Genomic DNA, 25,987 nt, shown 5'->3' with positions numbered 1-25,987 from the left:
TTCTCCTTACCTTTTTCTATAAGTAATCATAAACCCTGAAGTGGACTCTAAGGCAAGTGGTTTAAACTCGTTTATTTAAAAGAGTATATTTTGTTCGTTATGGCGACTATTCGGGAAGAAAAAGCTTCAAGCATTTTTATTTCAACAGAATGATTTGAGCAATCATCAGTATTGAAAGCTCCTTTTTTAGTGTGTTTCAAAGCATATCCTACTCTCTTGGAATTCAGAAATACATACCTAGATGATTGTTTTGCTATCTATATGAGCAAGGCATTTTTTTCCATAGATTTTAAATAAATCCATCTCATGGTATGATGATGATGAAAATTCTTAACTTGGATCAAGGAAACAATCGGTTCTTGTTATGAAAAACGAAAATAAGCTGATGAGAGTGTGACTATCCATGAATATAAAAGAAGTAAGTAGTATGAATCAAAAGTTAGAGCAACAATTAATTGAAGTTTGGGAGAGTTCTGTTAAGGCGACGCACACCTTTTTGTCAGAGTCTGAAATCCAAGCCATTAAGCAATACATTCCAGAGGCATTGCATCATGTGCCGCATTTGATTGTCGTAGAAAGTGAGCATGGAGAGTCAGCTGGTTTCATGGGGATCTCGGATCGAAATCTTGAAATGCTTTTTATAGCAAATGAACAAAGAGGTAAGGGACTAGGGAAAAAACTCTTGGCTTACGGGATGGAAAACTATGCTGTAAATGAACTGGGAGTAAATGAACAGAATCCTCAGGCGAAAGGATTTTATGAGCATATGGGATTTGAGGTATACAAAAGAAGCGAGTTGGACGAACAAGGAAATGCTTATCCGATTCTTTATATGAAGAAAGTTGATAAAAAGTAGCTGTTTTTTTCATTCTTTATTTTTGAGGATTGCTGGGCTGTATGCCTAGAAGACCTAAAATTAGGTTGATTGAAGACGATTTTAGAAACAAGATAAGCGTCACAAGCTTTTTATTTTCAGCAGTCGTTATATACGACTGTCTATCATTCATCATTTTATAGGTCGTCATCATTTAGATTACGCTGGTAATGTGAAAGGCTACTATTCAATCAAGCCAGCTTCATTTGCTATGCCTCCAAAAAACTTTCCGATTTGAATGAAAAGCTCACCCCAAGCAGCCTCCGAAACTGTTTTTCGGGGGCTGCTTGGGGTTTGGGGGGCTTAGCTAGCTAAGCAATGCTCGATCACTAAAAAATGATCAAAACAGAATAGGCAATTTTTTGTTTTCAATCAAAAAATGTTGATCGTTTTATCAAGCAGAGGATGGCACAAGTAAGTGGAAAGTAGGTAGTGGCTATTTTTTGTGTTCAGGATGGGGAAGTAGATTTGTCTAGGATACACGTGAGGACAAACGTTTGAGGATCATTTGTTTTTGACTTACCTATGTGCCATCACTGCGAAAACCCTGTGGATGAAGGCGTCGTGTACGACACCAGATACTCGGATGAGAACTAAGGACGGTTGATTGCCCGTGCCTGACACGTTTTTTCTAACCGCAAAGTCGTAAGGGCTGAAGCGCTGCAACGCTGAGTAAGTTGGCTGCCCCGTGCGGTTTTTGGGGTTTTTTGAACCCTGCAAGCTGCTGTTGCTCCTCGTCTATTCGTCGCAAGCTTGGAAGGCTTTCTCAGAAAATGCCCGTCAGCTGTCATCAGGTTGTCTTTTCCATCAGGAAACATCAGCGTTCCAACAAACCTTTGTGATCCAGCAGGTGCCCACTCATTTTGGGCAACTTCTATCCGAGAAATCGTTGCGTTAGAAGTATGTCTGTCCGTCCTTTCCAGATAAAAGTCAGCTGAAAGAGGGCTGATACTTAACAAAACGGCAGTTAGGACGACCACAAGCGCTCTCAAAAAAACTCAGTCCTTTCTTTTCAATGGTCATTGTTCTTATCTGCACTTCATGATAGCACCGAAACGCGAAGTATTTTTCGCGTTTTTTTGTTTTTAAAATAAAAAATTAGATATTCGCTTTTTTTAGATAAATGGTATACCTGAGATGGAATAAAAATAATAAAAGAAAGGACAGGATTTACAATGAAGAAAACATCATTAGTTGCAGGTTTCGTTTTAGGTGTAGGCGTTTTGTTCACTCTAGGTGCGTGCTCAACAGTGGAAGAGTCAGGGGAAGTGGTCTCTGGGTCAGGAACCGAAACGTTGATCAGTGATTCTTCAGATGAGGTGATCGTGGGAAGTGAAAAATTGAGTGATGACGGGTATTTTGAAGAAATCGTAACTAAGGGAATCGATCCGAAAGTCAAAGATGTTGTTTGGTATGAAACGAATTATGAAAATGCTGGTTGGGATCACATTCGCTTTTTAGTGAACCATGTAAAAATTGTGAATGTAGAAGCGTTCAAACACAAAGACAAAGAATACAAAACATTGCTTTCACTGAAATATCAATTGTTTAATGAAGATTCGAAAGACAAAAAAATCAAACCTGACAAAGCATATTTGGTGTTGAATGATGGCAAGAAAATTGAAGCGGAAGTGTTTGTGGACTACTTAGATGATGAAATTTTGACCCATGACAAACATAAAGATGGCTTTATTCATTTTAAAGTGGCGCAAGAACAAAGTTTGCCAGCGATCAAAGCGGTCGAAATCGAATTTAAGGCAGATGGAGATTTGACACATACGTACCATATTGATCTATCTTCCGCTGCTGAAAAATAGTATCTAACGATAGGAGGTTGAAAAAAATGGATACTAGCAAGAAAAAACTATCATTGTTGAGTTTTTTTGCGATAACTGCTTCAATGGTGATGACGGTATATGAGTATCCAACCTTTGCGACATCGAAGATGAATCTAGTTTTTTATCTACTCGTCGGCGGTTTCCTCTGGTTTATCCCTGTAGCCCTTTGCTCTGCGGAGATGGCTACTGTAAAAGGATGGGAAAAAGGGGGACTCTATACCTGGGTCTCGAAAACATTAGGGAGAAAATGGGGCTTTGCTGCCATTTTCTTCCAATGGTTCCAAATCACGGTAGGCTTTATTACGATGATTTACTTTATTGTTGGGGCGCTTTCCTATGCCCTAAATTGGCCGGCTCTTAATACCAATGTTTGGCTGAAGCTGATTGCCACTTTAGTGATCTTTTGGTTGATTACGATCTCGCAATTTGGCGGAACAAAAAATACTGCGAAGATTGCCAAAGTAGGGTTCTTTGTGGGGATCGTCGCAACTGGGATCATACTTTTTATCCTAGGAATTGTTTACATTGCTCAAGGAAATCCCATCAAAGTTTCCTTTGGCTCAGGCGCTTGGATTCCTGATTTTACGAAAATCAATACGCTGGTCGTTTTTGTTTCCTTTATTTTGGCCTATGCAGGGGTTGAATCTTCTGCCAGTCACGTAAAAGACATGGATAATCCTGGGAAGAATTACCCGAAAGCCATTTTGATTTTAGTCGTAGCGACGATACTTTTGGATACGCTCGGCGGGGCAACGGTGGCTGCTACGATTCCCCAAAATCAATTGTCTCTTGATACTGGTGTGATCCAAGCCTATTCTTATTTGATCCATCATTTTGGCGGCGGGGAATGGCTGGTTCGTTTGATTGCCGTAGTCATCTGTTTAGGTGTCATTGCAGAAATTGCCGCTTGGGTAGTCGGCCCATCGACGGCGATGCTTGAAGCAGCTGAAAATGGCTTGCTGCCAAAACAAATGGCAAAAGTCAATCAACACAATGTTCCAATCAACATCGTTTTGGTGCAAGGCATCATTGTTTCTATTTGGGCGGTTGTCTTGACATTAGGTGGCGGGGGCGCCAATCTATCCTTCTTCGTTGCGATGGCTTTGACGGTCTGCATCTATCTGGTTGCTTATGTCCTCTTGTTTCTTTCGTATATTAAGTTAGTCAAAGAAAAAGACGACTTAACAAGAACCTATCATATTCCTGGTGGGAAAAATGTGAAAATTGGTGTTGCGATGGTTGGTTTGCTTGTTTCTATTTTTTCTTTCTTTATTTCCTTCTTTCCACCGAGCGATATTGGATCGGGAAAAGGCGGAACCTATTTGGCCATCTTGATCATCAGCTGGCTGATAATTGTCGTGATACCGTTTGTCATCTATAAATACGTAGGTGAAAAAGCAAGCGATAAAAAATAAAAAGCACAACCTATGAGGAGGAGAGCTGCATGTTATTTAGTAAAAAAAATCGAAAAGAAGCCCAATATTTGGAACCTATCTATGGGAATGAGGCAATGGATCGGGCGATCCCTATGTACAAATTGCCAAAAGAGTCTTTGGTACCGCGGGATGCCTACGAATTAGTCAAAGATCAATTGATCGATGAAGGGGTCTCAAGACAAAACTTGGCGACGTTTTGTCAAACCTACATGGAACCAGAAGCAGTCAAAATTATGAGTGAAACCCTTGATAAAAACGCCATTGATAAAACCGAGTACCCACGGACAGCCGAAATTGAGAACCGCTGTGTTAACATGATCGCTGATTTATGGCATGCACCAGAAGCGTCTGATTTTATCGGTACATCAACGGTAGGCTCAAGTGAAGCGTGTATGCTAGGTGGATTGGCCTTAAAATTTGCTTGGCGCAATCGGGCAAAAAAACTTGGCTTAGATATCAATAAACAAAAACCAAACTTAGTGATTTCTTCTGCCTATCAAGTTGTTTGGGAAAAATTCTGTGTCTACTGGGACATTGAAATGCGAACGATCCCTATCGATGAAGAACATGGCAGCATCAATGTCGAAAAGGTCACGGACTATTTAGATGAATATACGATCGGGGTCGTCGGCATCTTGGGGATCACTTACACTGGACGATACGATGACATCAAAGCACTAGATAAGAAATTAGAGGAATACAACAAACACACCGACTACAAAGTCTACATCCATGTGGATGCGGCTAGTGGTGGATTGTACACACCATTTATGGAACCAGAACTTGAATGGGATTTCCGTTTGAAAAACGTTCGTTCCATCAGTACATCTGGACATAAATATGGATTAGTCTATCCTGGTATCGGTTGGGTGCTTTGGAAAGAAAAAGATTTCCTACCAGAAGAGTTGGTCTTCAAAGTAAGTTATCTTGGCGGTGAAATGCCAACGATGGCCATCAACTTTTCAAGAAGCGCCAGCCAAATCATCGGACAATATTACACCTTTATCCGCAATGGGTTTGAAGGCTACCGCTTGATCCACAAAAAGACGAGTGATGTTGCCCAATATTTGGCAAAAGAGATTGAAGACATGGGATACTTCGATATTTATAATGATGGGTCACGGTTGCCGATCGTCTGCTACAAATTAAAAGAAGATGCCGATATTTCTTGGAATCTGTATGATTTGACGGATGAATTTGCCATGAAAGGCTGGCAAGTCCCTACCTATCCATTACCTGATAATCTATCACATATCAATATCCAACGTTTTGTCTGCCGGGCAGATTTAAGTATGCAAATGGCAATGGATCTGGTGCAAGACATGAAAGAAGGAATCGAGCGCTTGAACAAGCGACCAAGCCGTCATGTTTCATCTGACCAAACCTATGGCTTTTCACATTAAGAAACGGTATCGCTAGAAACCCGTTCATTGCTTTTTTCAATGAATAAAAAGACCCTTTATGAAACGTTTTTTGCAAGACTGAATGAACAATGGTTTATAGAAAAATCAAAGGCGGTTGCATCGACTGCCTTTGATTTTTTTGCTTATAAGAACGGGTAAGTACTTGATAGTGTCATTTTTTAAGAGAAAGTAAAAAAATGGCGCTTGATAATTTCATTTATTGACATTTCTAGCTTGTGATAGTATTAATTATTATGGTCTAAATATATTTTTTTAGAGAAGAACGTTTTACATAAACAAAAAGAAAATCCGAGAACATTGTCGCGAGGAAACTCTGAGGAAAGTTCGTCTGGCAGGGCGCATTTTTGTTCGTTCGTTTTGGTTTATTTGGGGAGTAAGTGAAGGAAAAGTATGTGTAGAAAGGGCATGTTTTTACTACATTTGTTTGTTTCATAGGAAATGTACTGCTATCTTTTTCTGTAAATTGGTTGTAACTATTCGAAAAGAATAAGGATTTACACAGGAGGAAAAACAGTCATGTATAAAGAAGACTTACTGGATAAAGACTTGAAATTGGAGTATATCTTGCTCAAATTCTTGTATTTATCGACGGGTCATATCAAAAAAAGTGATGCGTGTCGGGAATTAGAGATTACGATGCCAACCTTGACGAAACTATCAGAAAATCTTCAGCAACAACTAAAAAATGAGAAGGTCTCTTTTGCAATCAACCGTTATACCCTTGATTTGCAAGTAAACGACAGCGTCTCATTGGATGATTTGACCGACACGTTATTGAAAAAATCTGTAAAATATCAAATTATCCATTATTTGTTTCAACATGCAGGCTATGATGCTTTCGTATTAGCTGATGAATTAAAAATAAGCGTGGGGACACTGAATCGTGTGATTGCAGAGTGCAATCAGCTGCTGCAGCATTTTGAATTAAAGATAAAGAACAAAAAGCTAGCGGGAACGATGACGCAACGCATTTATTTTTACTATAATTTTTTAAAAATGGGGGAAACAGCGATCGATTCTGTTTTGATCGATGACCTGGTGGCGGAGCTAGCGAAAAAAATAACCCTCTCGATTGCGCAACAAAAGCAGTTGAAGATCTGGCTATTTGTGATCATGAAAAAAGTCACGCCTCACACAACCTTGGGAAGCTTAAGTCCGGAGGAACAAATCAAAATCAATCGCTGCCAAGAGATGCCGATTTGTCGCTTTATTCGACAGGCCTATGTGTCGAAAAAAAGCATCTGTTCAGTAGACGAAGCCAAGATCGTCCCCTTCTTTATCTGTCTTTTTCTCGTTACGGTAGGAGGAATTCCTTACGAGGAGCTTCGCTTAGGGCTGTATACCAATAAAAATCCTGTTTTTGAGATTACCGATGAAGTCATGGCAGCGATCCAGTCCATTTATTGTCTTGAAGCCTCGCATACGACGATCGATATTAAAGCCAGTGTCTTCTCCTTGATCGCACAAGTCTATTACTTTCATGGGGTAAATTACTCCATTGACAGAGTCACCTTGAATTATTACCACAAGCTATTTCACAATTCCTTGCGAGATCAAGTGATTACAGACATCCTGCAACACATTATTGCACCAACCAACTTGTTTACGCCCACGAAACTCAACTACCTCAAGAAACGTCTGGTCTTTTTAATCTATCTGTTATCACCGAAAGAGGAATATCGAGTACGGATCGGGGTCTTAAATATGGGCTCCAGTCTTTTGGCAGATGCTTCCATTTACTTGTTAAAAAATGAACTAAAAGGGAAACAAAATGTAACTATTTCTCCTTACAACAATGAGGAAGAATACGATTTGCTGATTTCAAACGCCCGTGTCCCTCAACTTGGCAACAATTATGGTCAATTTTATCAAGTGACTGCCATCGGTGCCGATTTAGATGTCAATCAGGTTTCTGCGATCGTCGATCAAATTGCTTACTCTAAGTACCATTCTTTTGTGGTGTGAGCCATTACTTGTTAGTTAAAAAGCAGTGAGTCAACGGATAGGTGATTCGCTGCTTTTTCAATTATCTGCGAAGGATGAGAAGGAAAAGGAGCTTGAATTGCTCTTATCATTGATGACGGAATAAGAATAGGGATCAGTCAAGCAGCTTTCTGCTAGATAAATGTGCCCAGTATCCTTGTATAACGTATCGCAACAGAGCAGAAGACATCAAGCGTGAAAATAAATACAAGGGATTCAAAATGCTGATTTTGGGAGGATGTAAAAAAAGACCCACATAGAGATGTGAGTCTGCAATCATTAGTTCTGATTTTCTAATTTCTTTAGAACCTTTTTGGGAATTTCGTCTTTTTCAACGCCATTCGGGCCTTTTATTGTACGCTTTTCACTGATCACCGCTTTTACATAAGAATTTGGTGTTAAGGGTTTTTGCGTTATCTTCTGATAATGAAACCTCAAGGGTTTGGGTACTGCCATCTTCTTTTACAAAGTTTAATGTGTAATCGTAAGAATACCAAGGAGACTGGTCACCGATGCCGCTCTTACTTTCGTGTTGGACTTTAGGCGGAATCTCAGACGGGACATACGCGTAAGCTGTTTGTCCTGAGTAGGTGGATTGATAATATTCATATCCTTTGTATCCAACAAACCCTAAAAGTACGACTAAGATGAATCCGATTATTTTTTTCATATAAACCATCCTTATCCTCAAATATGGAGCTATTATAACAGAATGGTTCTATAGATGACCTTTCATCAGACGAACAGTTTTGCAAGGAGAAACATTGCTAGCCAGTCGTGAAAAAGCAGGGAACGCCGCTAGTAAAGGGTTCTGTCTATGAATCGTCAGGGGATTGGTGCTTAGAGCGACTAGAAATAAGAGGGGAAGCAGACGATAAGACCTTAATTAAAAAACAGATCATGAAAATGCTTCTTTTATGTATGCCCAGCAGCAGACAGCTTGATGAGACGTGCCGTTTGTTTTTTCACTATAGAAAGGCGAAAGAGGGCGCACCAGTTTCATAAAAAACCAGCAAAGACGCTCCGTAAGAGACCGTCTTTGCTGGTTTTTTTGCAGAAAATGCTTGAGAGCAGTCCATGGCAGCTTTTTATGGTTCGATTTTACTATACAAATCGAGGGCTCTTTTTCTGGCTTCGTTGTGGTCAACTACAGGCAACGGATAGTCGGTGCCTAAAACTACCTTTAGGTCGGCTTGTTCTTCGTCAGTCATCAAGTAGGGTTCATGGATGAATTTTAGCGGCAACTGGGCGAGTTCGGGAACAAATTGTTTGATAAACGTCCCATCCTTGTCGAATTTTTTCCCTTGTGTAATGGGGTTGAAAATTCGAAAGTAAGGAACCGCATCGGTGCCAGTCGAAGCTGCCCACTGCCAGCCACCGATATTGCTGGCAGCGTCGTAGTCGATCAATTGTCGAGCAAAATAGGCTTCTCCTTGTCGCCAATCGATCAGTAAATCTTTGGTTAGAAAGGAAGCGACGATCATCCGTAGACGGTTATGCATCCAACCGGTCTGATTCAGCTGCCGCATCGCGGCATCAATGATCGGATAGCCGGTTTGCCCTGCTTGCCATTTGGTTAGCTCCTCTTCATTCTTTCGCCAATCCATGTTTCGATATTTCTCAATGAGTTCATAGTTTTTTTGTTCAGGATGGCTGAAGTAGATCATATGATAAAAATCTCGCCAAGCCAGTTCTTTTAAAAAGGTCGCTTTGCCAGTGCTTGATGGCATTCCTTGGCAAGCGGCCCAAACCTTCCGAATAGAGATTTGTCCAAAAGACAAGAAAGGAGACAGGCGGCTCGTTCCTTTGATCGAAGGGATATCACGGTCTTTTTCATAGGCGGCCAAACGCTTTTGCACAAATGCCTGCAATTGCTTATGCGCATAGTCTTCCCCAACGATCGTTGAAAAATCGGTCTTTCTATTTTTTATTAGCTCAGCAAGCAGCGCTGTCCCTGCTTTGAAGTGAGGGGCATCATCAAAATGAACGGCTTTTTCAAAATCGAGAGCCTGCTTTTGATACACCGGTTTGGGCAACTGGATCCATTTCTTATAATAGGGCGTAAATTTTTTGTAGTATGTCCCATCCTCTTTGGTGACTTCCGTTGGTTGGTGCAGATGATGTTCTTCAAAGGAATGGACAGTGACGCCTTTTTTCTCGACCAATTCTTTTATGTAGAGGTCGCGTTTACGACCATATCCACGGTTATCAAAGTTGAAGTAAAGCTGGCTCCATTCTGGATAGCAAGCGAACAACTGATCAAAGGCTTCTGTCAACGTTCCCGTTAAGAGGTGGATCGTCAGATTTTGCTTTTTGGCAGCCTCGATAAAGTGAGCAACCGCGCTAAAAAAGTAATCATGGCTTGGTGCATCGGGGAGAAACTGCTTGTCATTGAGATGAAACACACACAACAATTGGTCGTTTGCTTGAAGAGACGCAAGCGCCTCAGTAAGTGCCGTGTTGTCCTCTAAGCGCAGATCCTTTCTAAACCACATCACATGAATTGCCATACAAACCTCCTTGATAGTACAACCGTGCAAAAAAAACGATCGGATTTCGTTTATAGTAATGGAAAGATGGGATTTATTCAAATTTGGCGATTGCGTCAGCTAACCAGAAATCTTGGCAATCGTCCGTGTTTATAGAAAGTGTATGGAACAAGGAGATGTGTCGCTTTTCAATAGCCGATCTTGTAAACAAAAAAAATCGAACACAGAACAAGAGTCTGCGTTCGATTCTAGCAATCAACAAAATTATTTCATTTTCCGTTCATCTGGCACGATGTCTGCTTTTAACAACCAGATGTGGAAGAACCATTCTGCCACACCGATCAATACTGCTGGGATCAATACTAACATCCAGATGTCATTTGTATAGTCCATATAAGTCAGATACAGCCATAGGATAAGGGCTGCTGCGCCGGCATCTGCGATCGTTGCCGCAATGTTACCGATCTTGCGCAAAATGACCAAGTCGCCTAGCACATAGATCATCACCACAATGATCACACCGACGATCGTCGAGTCCATAAAACTGACATCGTAAATCCCTGACAACACAATCCACAAAATCGCCCAAATCATTAGTGCTTTAACAACCAACGCTTTTAGATGTTTCATTTCATACACTCCTTTTTATTATTTATTCCAAAAGCAAGAAGGTCATCTTAGTGATAACCTTCTATTTCAAGGCTATCATCTGACATTTTTTGTGTCAAAAAAAATGATTGGAATGGTTTTTTATACTATTTTAAGCATAATTGCTTGACGAATAGTCGTAAATAGTTTAAACACTTTAAGGAATGATCAGTGGGATTAATTTGTGAAACGAAAGAAGAATAGAGGGGATTTTGTAAGGAGATAAAGTATCGGTACAGTATTTATTGGAATCAAACAATTTAACAAGGCAATTTAAATGAAGCGACCCGCAAAAGTCAGGTTTTGATCTGTTTTTCGAGGGTCGCTTTATGCCTTCTTCTTATTTATTTTCTCCTAACAGCTCGAAAATAATTGAGCCCGGTTCCTGCAAATACTACGAAACTAGCCAATAGGAACAAAAATCCTACGGGGATTAGATAGAAATTTTCATGTAAAATGCCGGATTGATCGATGTATTCCACGGAGCTAGCTTTGATGAAGAAGCAGGCAAAGCCGAAAAGTAGTAAAAATGTTCCGATCAAGGTCGTGATCAAATTGAGTTTGGCGCGTCGGGTCTCGCTGCCGTCTTTGATTAGTTTTTCAGTGATCTTGTTCACTTGAGTTCCTCCTAAAATCAATTCATCAAGCGAGAGTTCAAAAATCGTGGCGATGGCAATCAGCATTTCTAAATCTGGTAGATTGCGATTGTTTTCCCAGTTCGAAACGGCTTGTCTTGTCACGTGTAGTTGAGTGGCAAATTGTTCTTGGGTCAAGTTATTTCTCGTACGTACTTCTTTGATTTTTTCGCCAAATTCCATCTTTTCTTCCTTTCGCTGATGTGACATAAGCATAGTCGAAACCCACGCTGATTCCAAGAAAGCAGGGCTTGCTGCTTGATAAATCAAGGGAAAGTGGTGCTTGCGTCGCTTTATTGTCCGCTATTGTTTAGGGCGGGAGCCAATCTTCTTTAACAATCGAAGCGATCAGCTGCTAAGTAAACGATTTGATACGTGTTATTTTTACAATGTATCTTTTCTTTTATTATAGCATTGTGATCGAGGGGAGGGAAATGTGTGATACGGGTCTTTCGCTACTTGATTGGTAGATGTCTAACAGCTGTCGAGAGTATCGAGTGGGGGGTAGCGCAACAGCAAGTTTCTTTTCTTAAAGAAAATCACTTAGTTGACAAAAAGGGAAACATCTTGTTTAATATACCCCAAGGGGTATACGAAAGGAGCAAGAAATGTTTTCACTATTTAAGCGCATACCAAGTATGTCAACAGCAGATTTACAAAAAGAAGGAGCCAAAGAATGGACGGTTCTGGATGTACGCACGCCGGCGGAGTACCGCAGCGGGCACATTGCCTATGCGAAAAATGTACCGTTAAATAAGGTTGCTGGATTTACTCAAAAAGGCGACAAGAAACTGGCAGTCATTTGCCAATCGGGGATGCGAAGCAAACAAGCAGCCAAAATCCTAAGTAAAAAAGGTTTTGATGTGGTCAACGTTCGTGGCGGCATGAATCAATGGCGCGGAACAACCAAAGGAGGAAAGTAAGGATGGAAAAAATAGTTATTGTCGGTGGGGTAGCAGGGGGAATGTCGGCAGCCACGCGCTTACGTCGGCTTAAAGAAGCAGCGGAGATCATTGTTTTTGAAAAAGGTCCTTTTGTCTCTTTTGCGAATTGTGGGCTGCCGTATGCTATTTCTGGTGAGATCGAAGAGCGGGACGCCCTATTGGTCCAAACACCTGAAGCATTAAAGAAACGGTTCAACTTAGATGTGCGACCTTTTCATGAGGTACTGGCGATCGAGCCAGAGGAGAAAACGGTGACGGTCAAACATGGTGAACACGTCTTCACAGAATCTTATGATGCGTTGATTTTATCGCCGGGGGCAAAACCGCTAGTACCGGCAATCAAAGGGCTAGAAGAAGCAACCAACGCCTTTTCTTTGCGCAATGTTCCTGACTTGGACCAAATCATGGCGCATCTTGAAGACAAAAAGCCTCAAAAAGCGACGATCATTGGCGCTGGGTTTATTGGTTTAGAAGTCGCTGAAAATTTACATAAAAAGGGCCTAGAAGTAACGATTGTGGAAAAAGCACCCCACGTATTGCCACCTTTGGATGAAGAAATGGCGGCGTATATCAAAAATGAATTGATCAAGCAAGGGGTCAATGTTTTGACCTCGCAGTCAGCGACTGCTTTTGAAAAAGCAGGGCAAGAAATCGTTCTGGAAGATGGCACGGTCCTGGCTTCAGATATCACGATTCTTTCGGTGGGTGTCCAACCAGAAACGGATTTGGCGAAACGTGCCGGTATTGAACTGGGACACCGGGGGGGTATATTGGTAGATGGCCAATACCAAACCAGTAAGAAAGATATTTACGCGGTGGGTGATGCCATCGTTGTGAAACAACAAATCACCAACGAAGACACGCTGATCTCCTTGGCGTCACCAGCCAATCGCCAAGGTCGGCAAGTTGCTGATGTATTGGGTGGACTGACTCGCAAAAACAAAGGCAGTATTGGGACGGCGATCGTGCGCGTATTCGATCTTGCGGCAGCGTCCACAGGGTTAAGTGAGCGCAGCGCCAAACTGGCGGGGCTAAATCCCCAGGTGGTTCATCTTTCAGGCAAAGACCATGCTGGGTATTATCCTGATGCGACGGATATTTATTTGAAGCTGATTTTTGATGCGGATACTGGAAAAATCTACGGTGCGCAAGGCATCGGTGCCAAAGGGGGCGATAAACGGATCGATATTTTGGCAACGGCGATCAAAGGCGGCTTAACGATCTTTGACTTGCCTGAACTGGAATTCACCTATGCACCGCCTTTTGGCTCAGCCAAAGATCCAGTGAATATGATTGGCTATGCAGCGATCAATCTGGCGGAAGGAATCAGTGAGAATATTCAGTGGCACGAATTGACGGATGCCTTAGAAAACGGTAAGCAGTTGTTGGATGTTCGTTCAGAGATGGAATTAACCAATAATGGGCGTTTTCAACAGGCACTCCACATTCCGTTGGATGAATTGAGAGATCGGTTGTCTGAATTGGATCCAAGCGTTTCGTATGTCGTTACGTGTCATAGCGGATTGAGAAGCTACATTGCCGAACGCATCTTAAAACAAGCGGGCATCAATTGTCAAAACCTCGATGGTGCCTTTTCGTTGTATAATACTATTAAGCCGGAGATGATTATTCATGATTAAAGCAATATCTATGGAGGAATTTGCCCAAAAAGAAAAACGTGAGGCGCTTGAGATCCTTGATGTCAGAGAAGTCGATGAGTTTGCACAAGGACACATCAAAACAGCACAAAACTTACCGTTGAGCGAGCTGACAGAACAAATCAGCGACTTAGAGAAGGATAAAAACTACTATGTCATCTGTCATTCAGGGGCTCGTTCGCAAATGGCATCTGAGTTTTTGAGCCAGCAAGGGTTTCAAGTGACCAATGTCCTCGGCGGCATGTCAGCATGGAGAGGAGAAATCAAACGATGACCGCATGCAACAAAGATATTTTGAATCGGTTAAAACGAACCGAAGGCCAGTTGCGGGGGATTCAAAAAATGATCGAAGACGAGAAAGAATGCGTCGATGTCATTACGCAATTGTCCGCTGTCAGTTCCAGCGTCAACCGTATTATGGGGATCATTGTCGCTGAAAATTTGAAAAATTGTTTGGAAAATCCAGACAGCGACACGGAAACCCAAAAGCAGAAAATCGATCAAGCCGTTCAGCTGATCGTGAAGAAATAACGGGATTTTTGAAAGGTTTGTCGCGTTTTTTCATTTGAAAGAGTTTATTGTCAACCAGTTTGAAGATTCGAAGCTGACCGCAAAAGAAGGGAAATACCTATTTTGCGGTTTTTTGTACATTAAAAAAATGATTGCGTTTTCTTTTTTTGGATGCTATGATTAATTTAAGAAATAAATAATGATTTTTTTTATGTGTATGTGACTGTACGGCAGGCAAGGCATAATAAAATCAATTTTGCGAGGATTCGCAGATTTGATTTTATTATGCCTTTTTTTACGCTTAGAAAGGAGGAAGGAGAAGAATACATGTATTTGATTAAGAAGGTTTTGAATGTAAACGTTATTATTGTTGAGAAAGACAACAAAGATGTTATTGCTTTTGGCAAGGGTATCGGTTATCGGCAAAAGAAAGGTCAATTGATTTCGGAAGAGAAAATCTCTAAATTCTATCTTCCGATTGAAGATAATCGAATGGAGTCCTTGATTACGTTTATGAACAATGTACCTGTAAAGTATATCGAGCTAGCGTATGAAGTCATTCAAGAAGCGGAGAAATATCTAGATACGGAGTTATCTGCTAATACACTCTTTTCACTGACTGATCATATTTATTTTACTGTCGAGAGGATCAGAGACAATGTCATTATGACTTCTTCAATGTATTGGGAGTTCAAACGATTTTATCCTGAAGAATTTCAGGCTGCTCAAAAAGGTGTTGCCATTATTGAAAAAGCACTTGGTATTTCTTTGAACGAACAAGAAGCAGCGAACATTACTTTCCATATCATTAACGGTAATAGTCGCTCAGCAATTCATGCTAATGCTATCCAAATCACAAAAATCGTGACAAATATTTTAAAGTCTGTACAAATGTTGGTGAAGAAAAAATTGGATAGCCACAGTCTGCACTATGAGCGTCTGGTTACACATGCCAAATTTTTTGCAGAACGCTATTTAACGAACACGATGTTAAACAATGATGCAGTTTTAATAAAGACAGTCTCTACGCTGTATCAAGAACCGATGGCCTATAGTCAGCGAATAAAACGGACTTTAGAAGAAATCTATGAGAAACCAATCACTGAAGAAGAAATTGCATATTTAGCTATTCATATTAATAGACTATTACTATCACAAAACGAGGAGTGAACCAAATGGTTGATAAAAAGAAAGAATCAGTAGACAAAATCATTCAATCGATCGGTGGAGAGAAAAATATTAACGCGGTCTATCATTGTGCAACTCGCCTTCGCTTCCAGTTAAAAGATACCACGCAATTCAATCAAGCACAGGCGAAGGAAATTCCAGGAGTACTAGGGACCAAATTGACCGGAGATGAAGTACAATTTGTGATTGGTGGAGAAGTAGGAAATTACTATTCGACTGTAATCAATCAGTATAAAATCACGGAAAAAAACAGTGCTGAAGCTGTAGATACACCTAAAAACGGACTTGTGAAACGAATCGTCGAAAACATTGTTGGTGTAATGGCGCCAATCATTACAGCATTGATCGGATTTGGTTTAATTCGGGCGGTTTTAGCTTTACTGGTCCTTTTGGGATTGAGTAGAGAAAGTTTAAATTATCAAATCATCAATATGATTGGAGACGCCGCCTTTTACTTTTTGCCTTTTTTAATTGCGGCTAGTGCGGCAAGACAATTCAAAACCAATCTTTATTTAGCATTGGGGATCACAGGCGTCTTACTACATCCAACATTTCAGAGTCTGGTTGCCTCGGATGTTTCTATGCAGCTATTTGGGCTTCCGATACGTGAAGCCGCTTATTCAGGAACGGTTATCCCAATCATCTTGATCGTCTGGGTTATGAGTTATGTTGATCGTTTATCTGAAAAGATCATTCCGAGTGTACTAAAAACCATGTTGAAACCGCTTTTCATCGTGATCATCATGGCCCCGCTAGCACTGATGATCTTAGGACCTATCGGCGCGATTTTTGGAGATGGATTGTTCTTTGTTGTGGATTATCTGCGAGTGACTGTTCCATGGCTCGTGCCGACACTGATGGGCATCTTCACGCCTTTATTAGTAATGGTTGGTATGCATACGGCTTTGACTCCGATTGCGCAAGTCTCCTTTTCAACCGTAGGCTTTGAGATCGTCCAAGGACCAGGTATGTTAGCAAGCAACATTTCGCAAGCGGGGGCCGCCTTTGGGGTATTTGTTAAAACCAAAGATAAACAGATGAAACAAATTGCTTTTTCCAGCGGTATCACGGCGCTTTCTGGTATCACGGAACCTGCACTGTACGGGGTTAACTTGAAACTGAAAAAACCACTGATTTATGTGATGATTTCAGGTGGAATTGCTGGTTTTTATGCGGGGATCAGCGGACTAGTCCGCTATTCATTCGGATCGCCGGGGCTTTTGACCTTGCCGGTATTTTTCGGAGAGGATGCCTCTAATATTGTAAAAGCAGCCATAACATTGGCGTTAGCTTTTTCGATATCGTTTGTTTTGACAGTCATTTTTGGTTTTGAAGAGAGTATTGAAGAAGATATGAAAACGTTGGAGAATCCTTCACCGATTGCTTCAGAAAAACGGACAGCGGCTGAAGAAGCATTGATTCAAGGCTTCGTCCGTGGCAGCGTTTTGCCGCTGAGTGAAGTAGCTGACGAGGTTTTTGCTACCGAACAAATGGGACCAGGGCTAGCGATCGATCCTGCGTCAGGAGAATTCCATTCACCGATTGAAGGCACGATAACGACTGTCTTTCCAACAAAACATGCCATCGGGTTGCGACATGATAATGGATTAGAAATGTTACTGCATATTGGATTAGATACAGTGAAACTGGATGGAGAAGGATTTGAACTTTTTATTGAGGAAGGTCAGCGAGTAAAGGCGGGTGAGTTGCTAGCCCGTGTTGATATTGATTTTATCAAGTCTAAAGGCTACGATCCAACTTCTGTTTTGATTTTTATGAACAATCAGAATGAACCGGTATTTTTTGAGCACGATGAATTGATTGATTACTCGAATAAATTAGTAACAATTATTTAGAAGAAAGAAGGGGAAAAAATGAAAACAAAATTTCCAGATGGATTTTATTGGGGTGGGGCGACAGCTGCCAATCAATTAGAAGGAGCGTATCAAGTGGGCGGCAAAGGAATGTCAATCAGTGATCTGCTTCTGGGAGGCGATGTGAACACGCCTCGGCGAATCACCACAGAAATTGAAGAAGGTGCTTTTTATCCAAGTCATGAGGCGATTGATCATTTTCATCGATACAAAGAGGATATTGCTTTATTTGCAGAAATGGGATTTAAGCTGTATCGCTTTTCTATCGCATGGACTCGTATTTTTCCGACCGGTTTAGAGAAAGTACCAAATGAAGAAGGGTTAAAGTTTTACGATGATCTGATCGCAGAATTAAAGAAGTACGAGATAGAACCGATGGTCTCATTGTCTCATTATGAATCACCGATAGAAATGACAAAACAGTTCAATGGCTGGGAAAGCAGAGGAATGATTGAATCGTATGAAAGATTCGCCAAGACGGTCATTGATCGTTATCAGGATGATGTGAAATATTGGCTAACATTCAATGAAATCAATATTTTATCCAGAGATGTAGGGGTGGGTACGTATTTAGGAGGAGGAATGTATCCAAAAGATATTGATGATTTTTTGAATACACAAAATATCGATAACAGTCAGCAACGGTTTCAGGCGCTCCACCACCAATTCGTTGCAAGTGCTCGAGTGATCAAGTACGCAAAAAGTCTACACAAAAATTTGCAAATGGGCTGTATGATTGCCTATCGAATGATTTATCCGTTGTCTTCTCATCCAGAGGATATTCGTTTCGCACAAGAGATGACTAATATCAGTAATTTTTACTGTGGTGATGTTCAAGTGAAAGGTCGCTATCCATATTTTGCTAAAAAGTTTTGGCAAGATAGAAGGATAGACCTTACTATCGAAGCAGGAGATTTAGAAGTACTGAAAGAGGGCACTGTTGATTTCTATACGTTTTCTTACTACCAATCTTCTACTGTGACTAAAGTAAATGATCAAGCCGAAAAGCAAACGGGGAATTTTTTCAATGGGGTTAAAAATCCGCATCTTACAGCGAGTGAATGGGGCTGGGAAATCGATCCATTAGGATTGCGCATTGCGTTAAATCAAATTTATGAACGCTATGAAATTCCCTTGATGGTGGTCGAAAATGGGTTAGGTGCAATGGATACCCTGATTGAAAAAAATGGTGAATATACAGTCGAGGATGATTATCGTATCGACTATTTACGAAGACATATTAAGGCAATGGCTGATGCTATTGCAGATGGTGTTGATCTTATTGGCTATACTTCTTGGGGGCCCATCGATCTTGTTTCAGCAGGAACTGGACAAATGGCAAAACGCTACGGGTTTATTTATGTAGACAAGCATGACGATGGGACTGGCTCGTTGGCTCGCTATAAGAAAAAGTCCTTTTATTGGTATAAAAAAGTGATTCAATCAAATGGTGAAGGAAATTAAATAGAAAACTGCAAGCTCAAGTTATTACAGAAAAAAGCGAAGGTGCTGCTGATCCTTCGCTTTTTCGTCGCCTACAATTGGAAAGGGGGATTAAGTGTGGCTGACTTCTTCGTAAAAAATAGCGTTACGTTCTGCAAACAGTTGGGTTTCCCTCCTCTCTAATTCAAGAAAGGTTTCGTCTACCAGCAATTCGGCAGTGGCCCATGGAAAAGGTTCAGAAGAGCGCCATGTTATTCTGAACCTTTTTACTCTTCATCAGTGATTGCTTGTCGACACCAATAGAGGAAATAAGCGGAGATTGTCGGTATGTTTTGTTTTTTAATTACGAAGGAATATACACCGAGAAGGCTGTATGGTTAAATGGAGGGAGAAACGTCAAAACGCCCGATGGGTCGTTGAGTATTTATAGCGACCAACGATCGCTTTTCTTGTGACTAAAATCACAATAAGCGAGTGGATGTTGCGTAGTTATGACGAATGAGAGAGGAGAGCTTTTTGAACAAAAAAATACAGTCTTTTACATTGCCTTTAATTGCTTCCAATTTGTTTCAAATCATTATTGCGCAAGTTTCCTTAGCGATTATTTCAAGAAGATCCACGGAAGCGCTGGCGGCGATCGCACTGATCGACGGGTTTCTCTATGCTTTTGCGGGTATTTTAGGTGCGATTGGGCTGGCTTTTAATATTTATGGCGCAAAGGCAGTCGGGCAAAGAGAAGAGACGCAGTTAAATGATTATCTGTCGTCGATTCTTTTTCTAGTAGTCGCGATCGGCGTGAGCTTTTTCTTGATTTTCCTGCTTTTTGGACGCGGCATTTTGCAAATTGTCTACGGATTTAGCGGGGAGCTGCTAGGAACTGCGACATTGTATCTTGCAATCATGTCTCCCTATATTTTACTTACGTTAGTCACGTTTGTTTTTACTAGTCTTTTAAAAATTGAAAAGAAAACGAATTACATCCTCGGTGTTTCCATTATTAGTGCGTTGGTACAGGTGCTGCTTAGCTATCTATTGATCAACGGCAATCTCGGTTTTCCCGCAATGGGGGTCTTAGGCAGTGGCATCGCAAATATGCTTGCGACTTTGTTCTTGCTGGGGATTTATGGGGTTCTTTTAAGAGAAAGTCTAGCCAGGGGGCTGAAACAAAGACCACGAAAACGCACCTTCTTATTGAAAAAATCGGTCCCCTTAATGATTCAGGAATGCTTTGAGGGTTTAGTCTTTATTATTGCATTTGAGGCTTTCGTCTCACGATTGGGTGTCAGTACGTTGGCAGCCTATGCGATCGGCAGCCAAGGATTGATGATCGCACGTTTGCCTGCTTTGATGTATGGCAACGCAGTGACCGTCTTTGCGAGTGAGGCGAATGGTCAGAACAATCGTCAGAAGATTTTAGCAGTGGGGAAAAGTGCCTTCGTTTCTTCTTTTGTGGCTTATGTTGGAATCGCCAGTCTGATCTGGCTCTTTCGTCCTGCTTTTTTTCAGTTGTTTACTACAGATGTCGCTGTTTTAGACTTGTTGCCAGCTATTCTACCAATCATGCTGGGGATAATGCTCGTCAGTCCGTTATATGAGATCACAAAATACCTATTACAAAGCTTGGAGTGCAGTCGCACGGTTTGTGTGTTGACAGGATGCGTCAACACTCTGGTTTTAGTGGGAATCATGGGCTTTTGGCGCAGTGGGCAGCTGAACTTTTTCTTCCTCTACTGTCTATACGGCATGAATTTCCTGATTCTCGGTGGTTTCTTTGCAGGACTGTTTTATTGGACGATCAAGCAGCGTGATCCTCAGGGCAAAGAACGCCTTTGAGGGTTAAAAAAGCGAAGGTGCTGCTGAGCCTTCGCTTTTTCGTCGCCTACAATTGGACAGGGGGATTAATTGTGGCTGACTTCTTCGTAAAAAATGGCGTTGCGTTCTGCAATCAGTTGGGTTTCCCTTCGCTCTAATTCAAGAAAGGTTTCATCTGCCAGCAATTCGGCAGCAGAGTAGCCGGCAGCCAAGAAATTTTCGGCATAGGTCAATTTTTGATTCGTAATGTTTCTTCGTTGCTCGGCAATGACGAGTAGCTGTTTTACATTCATATACACACTCCATTCTTTTATAAAAAGCAAGTACTAAAAAGAGGACAGCTAAGGCAGTACTTGCAAGTCAACGGTGAAGGTAGGGCTGCGGCGCTTGCTCGGCTATTCATCGCTCATGAGGAGAACGTCCGGTTTGTTTCTGATTGGACGTTTTTATACGGAAGCTTTGTACTAAGTATAAAAAAATTTCCCCCGAAGCAACAGAACCTAGTCGTTTACATAAAGCAACCATTGGTTTACATCCCTCGGACAATTGGGTATTACAAGAAAATCAAGTAATTTTTCCAAGAAAACGGTGGGATTTGACGACAAAAAAAACCTGCGACCAGCCTGAAGCGGTCGCAGGTTTCGTAGATAAGTAGAAATAGATTAAACGGTTTGTTTTGCTGGGCGCAGCAAGACTTCGCTGATCGCCACATGTTTGGGCTGTTGAATGGCATAAACCACTGCATTTGCTACATCTTCTGGCGTTAGGCTGTTGCCTTCTACGCGAGAGGTTTCTTTCAAGGCTGCTTCTAGTTGAGCATTGCCGACGGTTTCAAACAATTCCGTGGAGACCATTCCTGGAGAGACGATGGTGGAGCGAATGCCATGTTCACGTTCTTCTTGGCGCAAGCCTTCCATGATTGCACGAACTGCAAACTTTGTCCCGTTGTACACGGCAGAACCTGGGTAAATGACATGTCCGGCAACTGAGTCAGTGGCGATGATCAAACCGTCTTGTTGTTTTTGCATGATGGGCAGCACAGCGCCGATTCCGTTCAATACCCCCATGATATTGATATCCAGCATTTTTTGCCAGCTGTCATAGTTCAACTCTGCCAAGTTTCCTTGAGGCATGATGCCAGCATTATTGAAAGGGACATCAATCCGACCAAAGGAGGTCATGGCTAAATCAATGACTTGTTGGACTTGTTCGCGATTGGTGACATCGGCTGTTTGATACAAGACATTTTCTCCTAATTTTTCAGCCAGTGCTTTGATGCGCTCTTCACGGCGGGCAGCGATCACTACTTTTGCCCCTTGTTCGGCTAGTTTAACGGCGGTTGCTTCCCCAATTCCTGAAGATGCTCCCATAATTACGATAACTTTTTCTTTGATTTCTGTCATTTGTATTTCCTCCAATGAATGATTTTTTCAGCGAATCCTGCTACTGCCAATGGTGAACCTGTGAGACGATAGGTGATTGACAGTACAGTGCTTGCGGTGTATTTTAATTGTAGAACCTGAAGTTAGGTTTAGGTCAAGTAATAAACAAAATTTTTTTTAGGAGCGATGCAAGTGAGTTACTCGATTGGCGAAGTATCACAAACGACCAATATCCCCATCTCGACTCTGCGTTATTACGATCGAGAAGGGATGTTTCCGAAGCTGGCCCGTAGTAATGGCGGCATTCGGGTGTTTTCCGAAAAAGAAGTAGCGACGATCAAAGTGATCGATTGTTTGAAGAATACTGGCATGCCCATCAAAGACATCAAGAATTTCTTGGATTGGGGCGAGGAAGGCGATGCGTCTTTGCAGAAACGGCAGCAGCTGTTTCATGAACGTCTGGAAGAAGTCACAAAGCAAATGGCAGCCTTACAAGAAACCATGAATACGATCAAATACAAATGCTGGTACTACGATACCGCGATGGCAGCAGGCACCGAAGCGGTGGTAAAAGAGTTGCCACTAGAAGAAATACCAGAAGAAGTCCGAGCATACAAACTGTAAGTCCATCGAAAAACCACCTGCTGTTTTTGCAGGTGGTTTTTCGATTGTACTAGTTTTGCTGGGAAAATCAACCTTGCCAGTTTCTAATGAAAGACTGACAACCCCACGAAAAATGAGACCTGTTACTCAGTAGCGCTACTCAATAACCCCTACAGGAATCAAATAGCGGGGTTCATTTTCCGTTGGCAGTTCTAATAATTCTTTGAGTTCATGATCCGTGAAGGCGCCGATCGGCACAGCACCTAAGCCTAACGCTTGGGCTTGCAAAAGGACGTTTTGGGCGGAATGACCGACTTCGATATAGGCATAGCGTTCGATTCCTCGGTCCCCATAGCGCTCGATCAGTCGTTCATAAACCACTGTATAAAGCAATGTGGCAGGTGCTTGTTGAATCGCTTGCTGATCCAACGAACCTTCCGCCAGTGCGGTCCGAAAATCGCCGGCAAGAACTTTTGCTAAGACATGTTGCTCAGGTTGATACAGATAAAGCCCTGGCTCAAGCCCCGTTACCTGTGTGACCACGACATAGAGGTCTAAGGGATACAAGGCACCAGCCGAAGGCGCTGTCCGGCGACCATCTTCTGTAGTGACACCGGCAGCGGCCCATAAAAGCTGTGCCAGCTGTTCTTGTGTTAGCTCAGTGTCTTGAAAATCCCGTTGCGAGCGCCGCTCGAAGAGAGCTTCCGACACACTGGTTTCCCCGTCTAAGATTGGTTGCGGCAATGGAAAGGTTTCATAGGAAACCGCTGGTTCAGAAGAAGTGGCGGTGTTGGTAGTCGGTTGTTCTTCAATTGGTGCCGTATCCGCACTGCAGCCAGTGAGGAGTAAGCCCAACACCAAAAGAGCGCCTAAATGAACAAAGCGAAATCGTTTGTAACGGGTCATGAGGGTTCCTCCTTTTTCTAAGGAATTCGTGTTATTTATAAGTATAACAAGGATTGCTTTTCCATGCGCTTTTATTCACAAACGGGTGAGCAGTGACAAGCGTATCAGCTCAATCAGGTCATAGGAAAAGCAGACTTTTTAATATTTTCTAAAGGCTTAAAAAGTATTTGCCATCGAGACATCATCAAGATTCTGTTATGGCTCTTTCAATCAATGATCATTGGAGAAGGATGCAGCAAAGGCCAGAGTGTTATCTAAAGGAAGAGAATCATCAGAAGATGGAGAACTGCCCTTTAAGGAGCTTTCTGGAATCAATAAAGCCCCTTTGTCTCTTGCGACAAAGGGGGCGGGGCTAACTATTCATTTCTGCGACTTCTTCCTCCATATCAAATTCCAACTGTTTGGCAGCATTGAGCTGGTCGCTATAGTAGCTGGCAAGCTCTTCAGCAGATTGCGGTGTTAGATTGTTGAAGGCAAAAGTCACATAGGTGCCATGATCCTCCAGACAGATCGAATTGATGGTGAAGCGGTGTTTATCATCGTAAAAGGTATAACTTTCACCTGGTACGAATAGTTGCTCGGGATGAGTACGGATACGGAAGCCGTTGAAACTCATTTGATACATTTCGAACGTCTTCGCATCATAAGAAAGCTGACGATTGATGGCGATACTCAAGGCTTCACTATCACTTTCGATAAAACGGTTTTTCCCGATCAAAATGGCATAAAACAAGCCATAGAGGTTATAGAGCGACCAAATCAAGGTCACGATATAGCCGAATTCATAGCCTTCTCCTCGGTACAAACGATACCCAGCCACCAGACAGGCAAAGGAAATCCAAGTAAAGAGGATGATGTGGGGCAAGACGGTTCGCCAATCAAAGGCGTTGCTGCCGACGATCTCTTTTTTGGTCACGTTGAATTTTTTCTGTGATTTCATAAATTCTTTGATCAATGCCCCAGTGTGGATAGGAGCGACAAAGCAATCATAGATGTGGGAGCTTGTCAGGTTCCTGATCTTAGGGACATACAGCCGAAACGACAGGGAAATCATAATGAAAGGCGGTAAAAAGAACAGCAACAATTGGTGATTGTTGCTTCTGACGATAAAGATATCAAAAACCATAAATAAGGTTGGTGCCAATAAAAAGATGATTTTTTGGAAAGAGGTAAACCAATACAAATAGGAGTTGTAATAACAAAGTTTTTGCATGAACGACAATCCTTTTAAGCGGCGTGGTTTGAAGTGGTCAAAAATTTGTTTCGTTCCTTGCGCCCACCGAGTCCGTTGTGAGGTCAGCTCTTTGGCAGTGTAAGGAGTGATCCCCAAGGCATAGGCTTTATTGATAAAAATCGTTTCATAGCCGGCGTCTTGTAAAAGCATCCCGGTCGCCATATCTTCGGTGATACTGCTGGTAGGAACGCCGCCGATCTCTTCAAGGGCACTGCGACGAATGATGGCATTGGTACCGATATGGATCAAAGCATTCTCACGAGAAAGTGCGGGTTCTAGAAAGCGCATGAATAATTCCTGTTCGTTGTACATGGATTTGCGCAGTAATTGAAAAGGATCTTTGTTATAAAATGTTTGTGGATATTGCACCAATGCAACTTTAGGATTGCGGAAATAGTCGACAGCTTCAAAAATAATGTTCTTTTTGACGATAAAGTCAGCATCCAGAAGCAAAATCAAGTCACTGCTGGTTTGGGACAAGGCATAGTTGATATTCCCAGCTTTAGCATTGGCATTTCCTTCGCGGGTCAAATAGCCGAGGTTCATTCGCTCGGCCATTTCTTTTAGTTCCTCTCGATGGCCATCATCGCAGATATAGATTTTTTTGTTGGGGTATTTCAAGGCTTTGACAGCCAGTGCCGTGGCGATCACCAGCTTGATGTCTTCATTGTAAGTACAAATAAAAGCGGCGACACTTGGCAAGAATTCTTCTGCTTCATCCCCCTCGTAGCGGTATTCTTTTGAGAGCTTGTTGGAAAAAAGGTAAACAAAAAAGCCATAGACAAACAAACCAATGACTTCCGCAATATAGAGAATGATCCCAAATACTAGTGAAGCAGAACTATCCATAGGGATCGTGAAAAACAAACGCCAAACCAAGTAAATAAGCAGAAAAGCAATCGTGATCTTCGAAAATAACTGTTTGATGCGATTATTTTTCTTTGCCAGAAAATACAACAAGAAAATGACCAAAAACAACCCAGATAAATAAACCAATTCCAAACCAATCTCCTCCTTTGTTATACTAAAATAGTAATAAGTTTTTAAAAATAAATCAAAGTAAACGATTGCATGTTTTTTAACATGTAAGAAAGAAGAAGGAGGAA

General features: G+C 41.8%; 22 protein-coding genes. 14 read left to right on the top strand and 8 right to left on the bottom strand.

The window, feature by feature from the left end; genetic code table 11:
- The first annotated feature begins 403 nt into the window (after positions 1-403).
- From IGK61_RS16785 to IGK61_RS16765, 5 genes are all read left to right on the top strand, one after another.
- Positions 404-856: a GNAT family N-acetyltransferase gene (locus tag IGK61_RS16785; RefSeq protein WP_438844967.1), complete on the top strand. Its 453-nt coding sequence runs from the start codon at positions 404-406 to the stop codon at positions 854-856.
- 1,193 nt (positions 857-2,049) lie between these two features.
- The gene (locus IGK61_RS16780) at positions 2,050-2,691 is read left to right on the top strand and encodes a hypothetical protein (protein WP_010748932.1); all 642 of its coding nucleotides are present in this window, start codon (positions 2,050-2,052) and stop codon (positions 2,689-2,691) included.
- Between the two features lie 26 nt (positions 2,692-2,717).
- Positions 2,718-4,127, top strand: coding sequence for an amino acid permease (locus tag IGK61_RS16775; RefSeq protein WP_010748933.1), 1,410 nt, complete (start codon positions 2,718-2,720; stop codon positions 4,125-4,127).
- A 29-nt stretch (positions 4,128-4,156) separates the two neighbouring features.
- Entirely contained in the window at positions 4,157-5,551 is a 1,395-nt protein-coding gene (locus IGK61_RS16770) for a glutamate decarboxylase (RefSeq protein WP_074536455.1), read from the top strand.
- A 537-nt stretch (positions 5,552-6,088) separates the two neighbouring features.
- The gene (locus IGK61_RS16765; RefSeq protein WP_010748935.1) at positions 6,089-7,537 is read left to right on the top strand and encodes a helix-turn-helix domain-containing protein; all 1,449 of its coding nucleotides are present in this window, start codon (positions 6,089-6,091) and stop codon (positions 7,535-7,537) included.
- 382 nt (positions 7,538-7,919) lie between these two features.
- On the opposite strand, the gene IGK61_RS16760 is transcribed toward IGK61_RS16765, so the two are convergent.
- The 4 genes from IGK61_RS16760 to IGK61_RS16745 form a co-directional block, all read right to left on the bottom strand.
- Positions 7,920-8,225 carry a DUF1093 domain-containing protein gene (locus tag IGK61_RS16760; RefSeq protein ID WP_254777465.1) on the bottom strand — a complete coding sequence of 102 codons (306 nt, stop codon included), beginning with the start codon at positions 8,223-8,225 and terminating at the stop codon, positions 7,920-7,922.
- Positions 8,226-8,643: 418 nt separating this feature from the next.
- Positions 8,644-10,065, bottom strand: a complete 1,422-nt coding sequence (locus tag IGK61_RS16755; RefSeq protein WP_074536457.1) for a cryptochrome/photolyase family protein — start codon at positions 10,063-10,065, stop codon at positions 8,644-8,646.
- A gap of 243 nt (positions 10,066-10,308) precedes the next feature.
- Positions 10,309-10,674, bottom strand: coding sequence for a DUF2512 family protein (locus IGK61_RS16750; RefSeq protein ID WP_010748938.1), 366 nt, complete (start codon positions 10,672-10,674; stop codon positions 10,309-10,311).
- 362 nt (positions 10,675-11,036) lie between these two features.
- Complete coding sequence (locus IGK61_RS16745) at positions 11,037-11,510, bottom strand: DUF3955 domain-containing protein (RefSeq protein ID WP_074536458.1); 474 nt, start codon at positions 11,508-11,510, stop codon at positions 11,037-11,039.
- A 425-nt stretch (positions 11,511-11,935) separates the two neighbouring features.
- On the opposite strand from IGK61_RS16745, the gene IGK61_RS16740 reads away from it, so the two are divergent.
- The 8 genes from IGK61_RS16740 to IGK61_RS16705 all read left to right on the top strand — a co-directional run bounded on the left by IGK61_RS16740 (position 11,936) and on the right by IGK61_RS16705 (position 20,777).
- A complete protein-coding gene (locus tag IGK61_RS16740) occupies positions 11,936-12,250 on the top strand; it encodes a rhodanese-like domain-containing protein (RefSeq protein ID WP_010748940.1) in 315 nt (104 codons plus the stop codon).
- Positions 12,251-12,252: 2 nt separating this feature from the next.
- Positions 12,253-13,911 (top strand): FAD-dependent oxidoreductase, encoded by a 1,659-nt coding sequence (locus IGK61_RS16735; RefSeq protein WP_074536459.1) that lies wholly within the window; start codon positions 12,253-12,255, stop codon positions 13,909-13,911.
- Positions 13,904-14,203 (top strand): rhodanese-like domain-containing protein, encoded by a 300-nt coding sequence (locus tag IGK61_RS16730; protein ID WP_074536460.1) that lies wholly within the window; start codon positions 13,904-13,906, stop codon positions 14,201-14,203. Before IGK61_RS16735 ends, IGK61_RS16730 begins: the two co-directional genes overlap by 8 nt.
- Positions 14,200-14,460 (top strand): metal-sensitive transcriptional regulator, encoded by a 261-nt coding sequence (locus tag IGK61_RS16725; protein WP_005230585.1) that lies wholly within the window; start codon positions 14,200-14,202, stop codon positions 14,458-14,460. Before IGK61_RS16730 ends, IGK61_RS16725 begins: the two co-directional genes overlap by 4 nt.
- Positions 14,461-14,766: 306 nt before the next feature.
- Positions 14,767-15,609 (top strand): PRD domain-containing protein, encoded by an 843-nt coding sequence (locus IGK61_RS16720; protein WP_005230588.1) that lies wholly within the window; start codon positions 14,767-14,769, stop codon positions 15,607-15,609.
- Positions 15,610-15,614: 5 nt separating this feature from the next.
- Complete coding sequence (locus tag IGK61_RS16715; RefSeq protein WP_005230589.1) at positions 15,615-17,483, top strand: beta-glucoside-specific PTS transporter subunit IIABC; 1,869 nt, start codon at positions 15,615-15,617, stop codon at positions 17,481-17,483.
- Between the two features lie 18 nt (positions 17,484-17,501).
- Complete coding sequence (locus IGK61_RS16710; protein ID WP_074536461.1) at positions 17,502-18,965, top strand: glycoside hydrolase family 1 protein; 1,464 nt, start codon at positions 17,502-17,504, stop codon at positions 18,963-18,965.
- A gap of 495 nt (positions 18,966-19,460) precedes the next feature.
- Positions 19,461-20,777 (top strand): MATE family efflux transporter, encoded by a 1,317-nt coding sequence (locus tag IGK61_RS16705; RefSeq protein WP_074536462.1) that lies wholly within the window; start codon positions 19,461-19,463, stop codon positions 20,775-20,777.
- 65 nt (positions 20,778-20,842) lie between these two features.
- Here the strand turns inward: IGK61_RS16705 and IGK61_RS16700 are convergent, their stop codons facing one another.
- Positions 20,843-21,049 carry a hypothetical protein gene (locus IGK61_RS16700; protein ID WP_008380254.1) on the bottom strand — a complete coding sequence of 69 codons (207 nt, stop codon included), beginning with the start codon at positions 21,047-21,049 and terminating at the stop codon, positions 20,843-20,845.
- A gap of 369 nt (positions 21,050-21,418) precedes the next feature.
- Positions 21,419-22,159, bottom strand: a complete 741-nt coding sequence (locus tag IGK61_RS16695) for an SDR family oxidoreductase (RefSeq protein WP_074536464.1) — start codon at positions 22,157-22,159, stop codon at positions 21,419-21,421.
- 165 nt (positions 22,160-22,324) lie between these two features.
- Here IGK61_RS16695 and IGK61_RS16690 point away from each other — a divergent pair, with 165 nt between their 5' ends.
- The gene (locus IGK61_RS16690) at positions 22,325-22,762 is read left to right on the top strand and encodes a MerR family transcriptional regulator (protein WP_005230594.1); all 438 of its coding nucleotides are present in this window, start codon (positions 22,325-22,327) and stop codon (positions 22,760-22,762) included.
- Between the two features lie 135 nt (positions 22,763-22,897).
- On the opposite strand, the gene IGK61_RS16685 is transcribed toward IGK61_RS16690, so the two are convergent.
- Positions 22,898-23,647, bottom strand: coding sequence for a SagB/ThcOx family dehydrogenase (locus tag IGK61_RS16685; protein WP_074536465.1), 750 nt, complete (start codon positions 23,645-23,647; stop codon positions 22,898-22,900).
- 352 nt (positions 23,648-23,999) lie between these two features.
- A complete protein-coding gene (locus IGK61_RS16680; protein ID WP_074536495.1) occupies positions 24,000-25,883 on the bottom strand; it encodes a glycosyltransferase family 2 protein in 1,884 nt (627 codons plus the stop codon).
- Between the last annotated feature and the right edge of the window lie 104 nt (positions 25,884-25,987).

The organism is Enterococcus sp. AZ063 (genome assembly GCF_051715045.1).
Taxonomy (GTDB): domain Bacteria; phylum Bacillota; class Bacilli; order Lactobacillales; family Enterococcaceae; genus Enterococcus_D; species Enterococcus_D casseliflavus.
The sequence above is the reverse complement of the archived record's forward strand: the minus strand, read 5'-3'. Positions and strand labels throughout refer to the sequence as shown.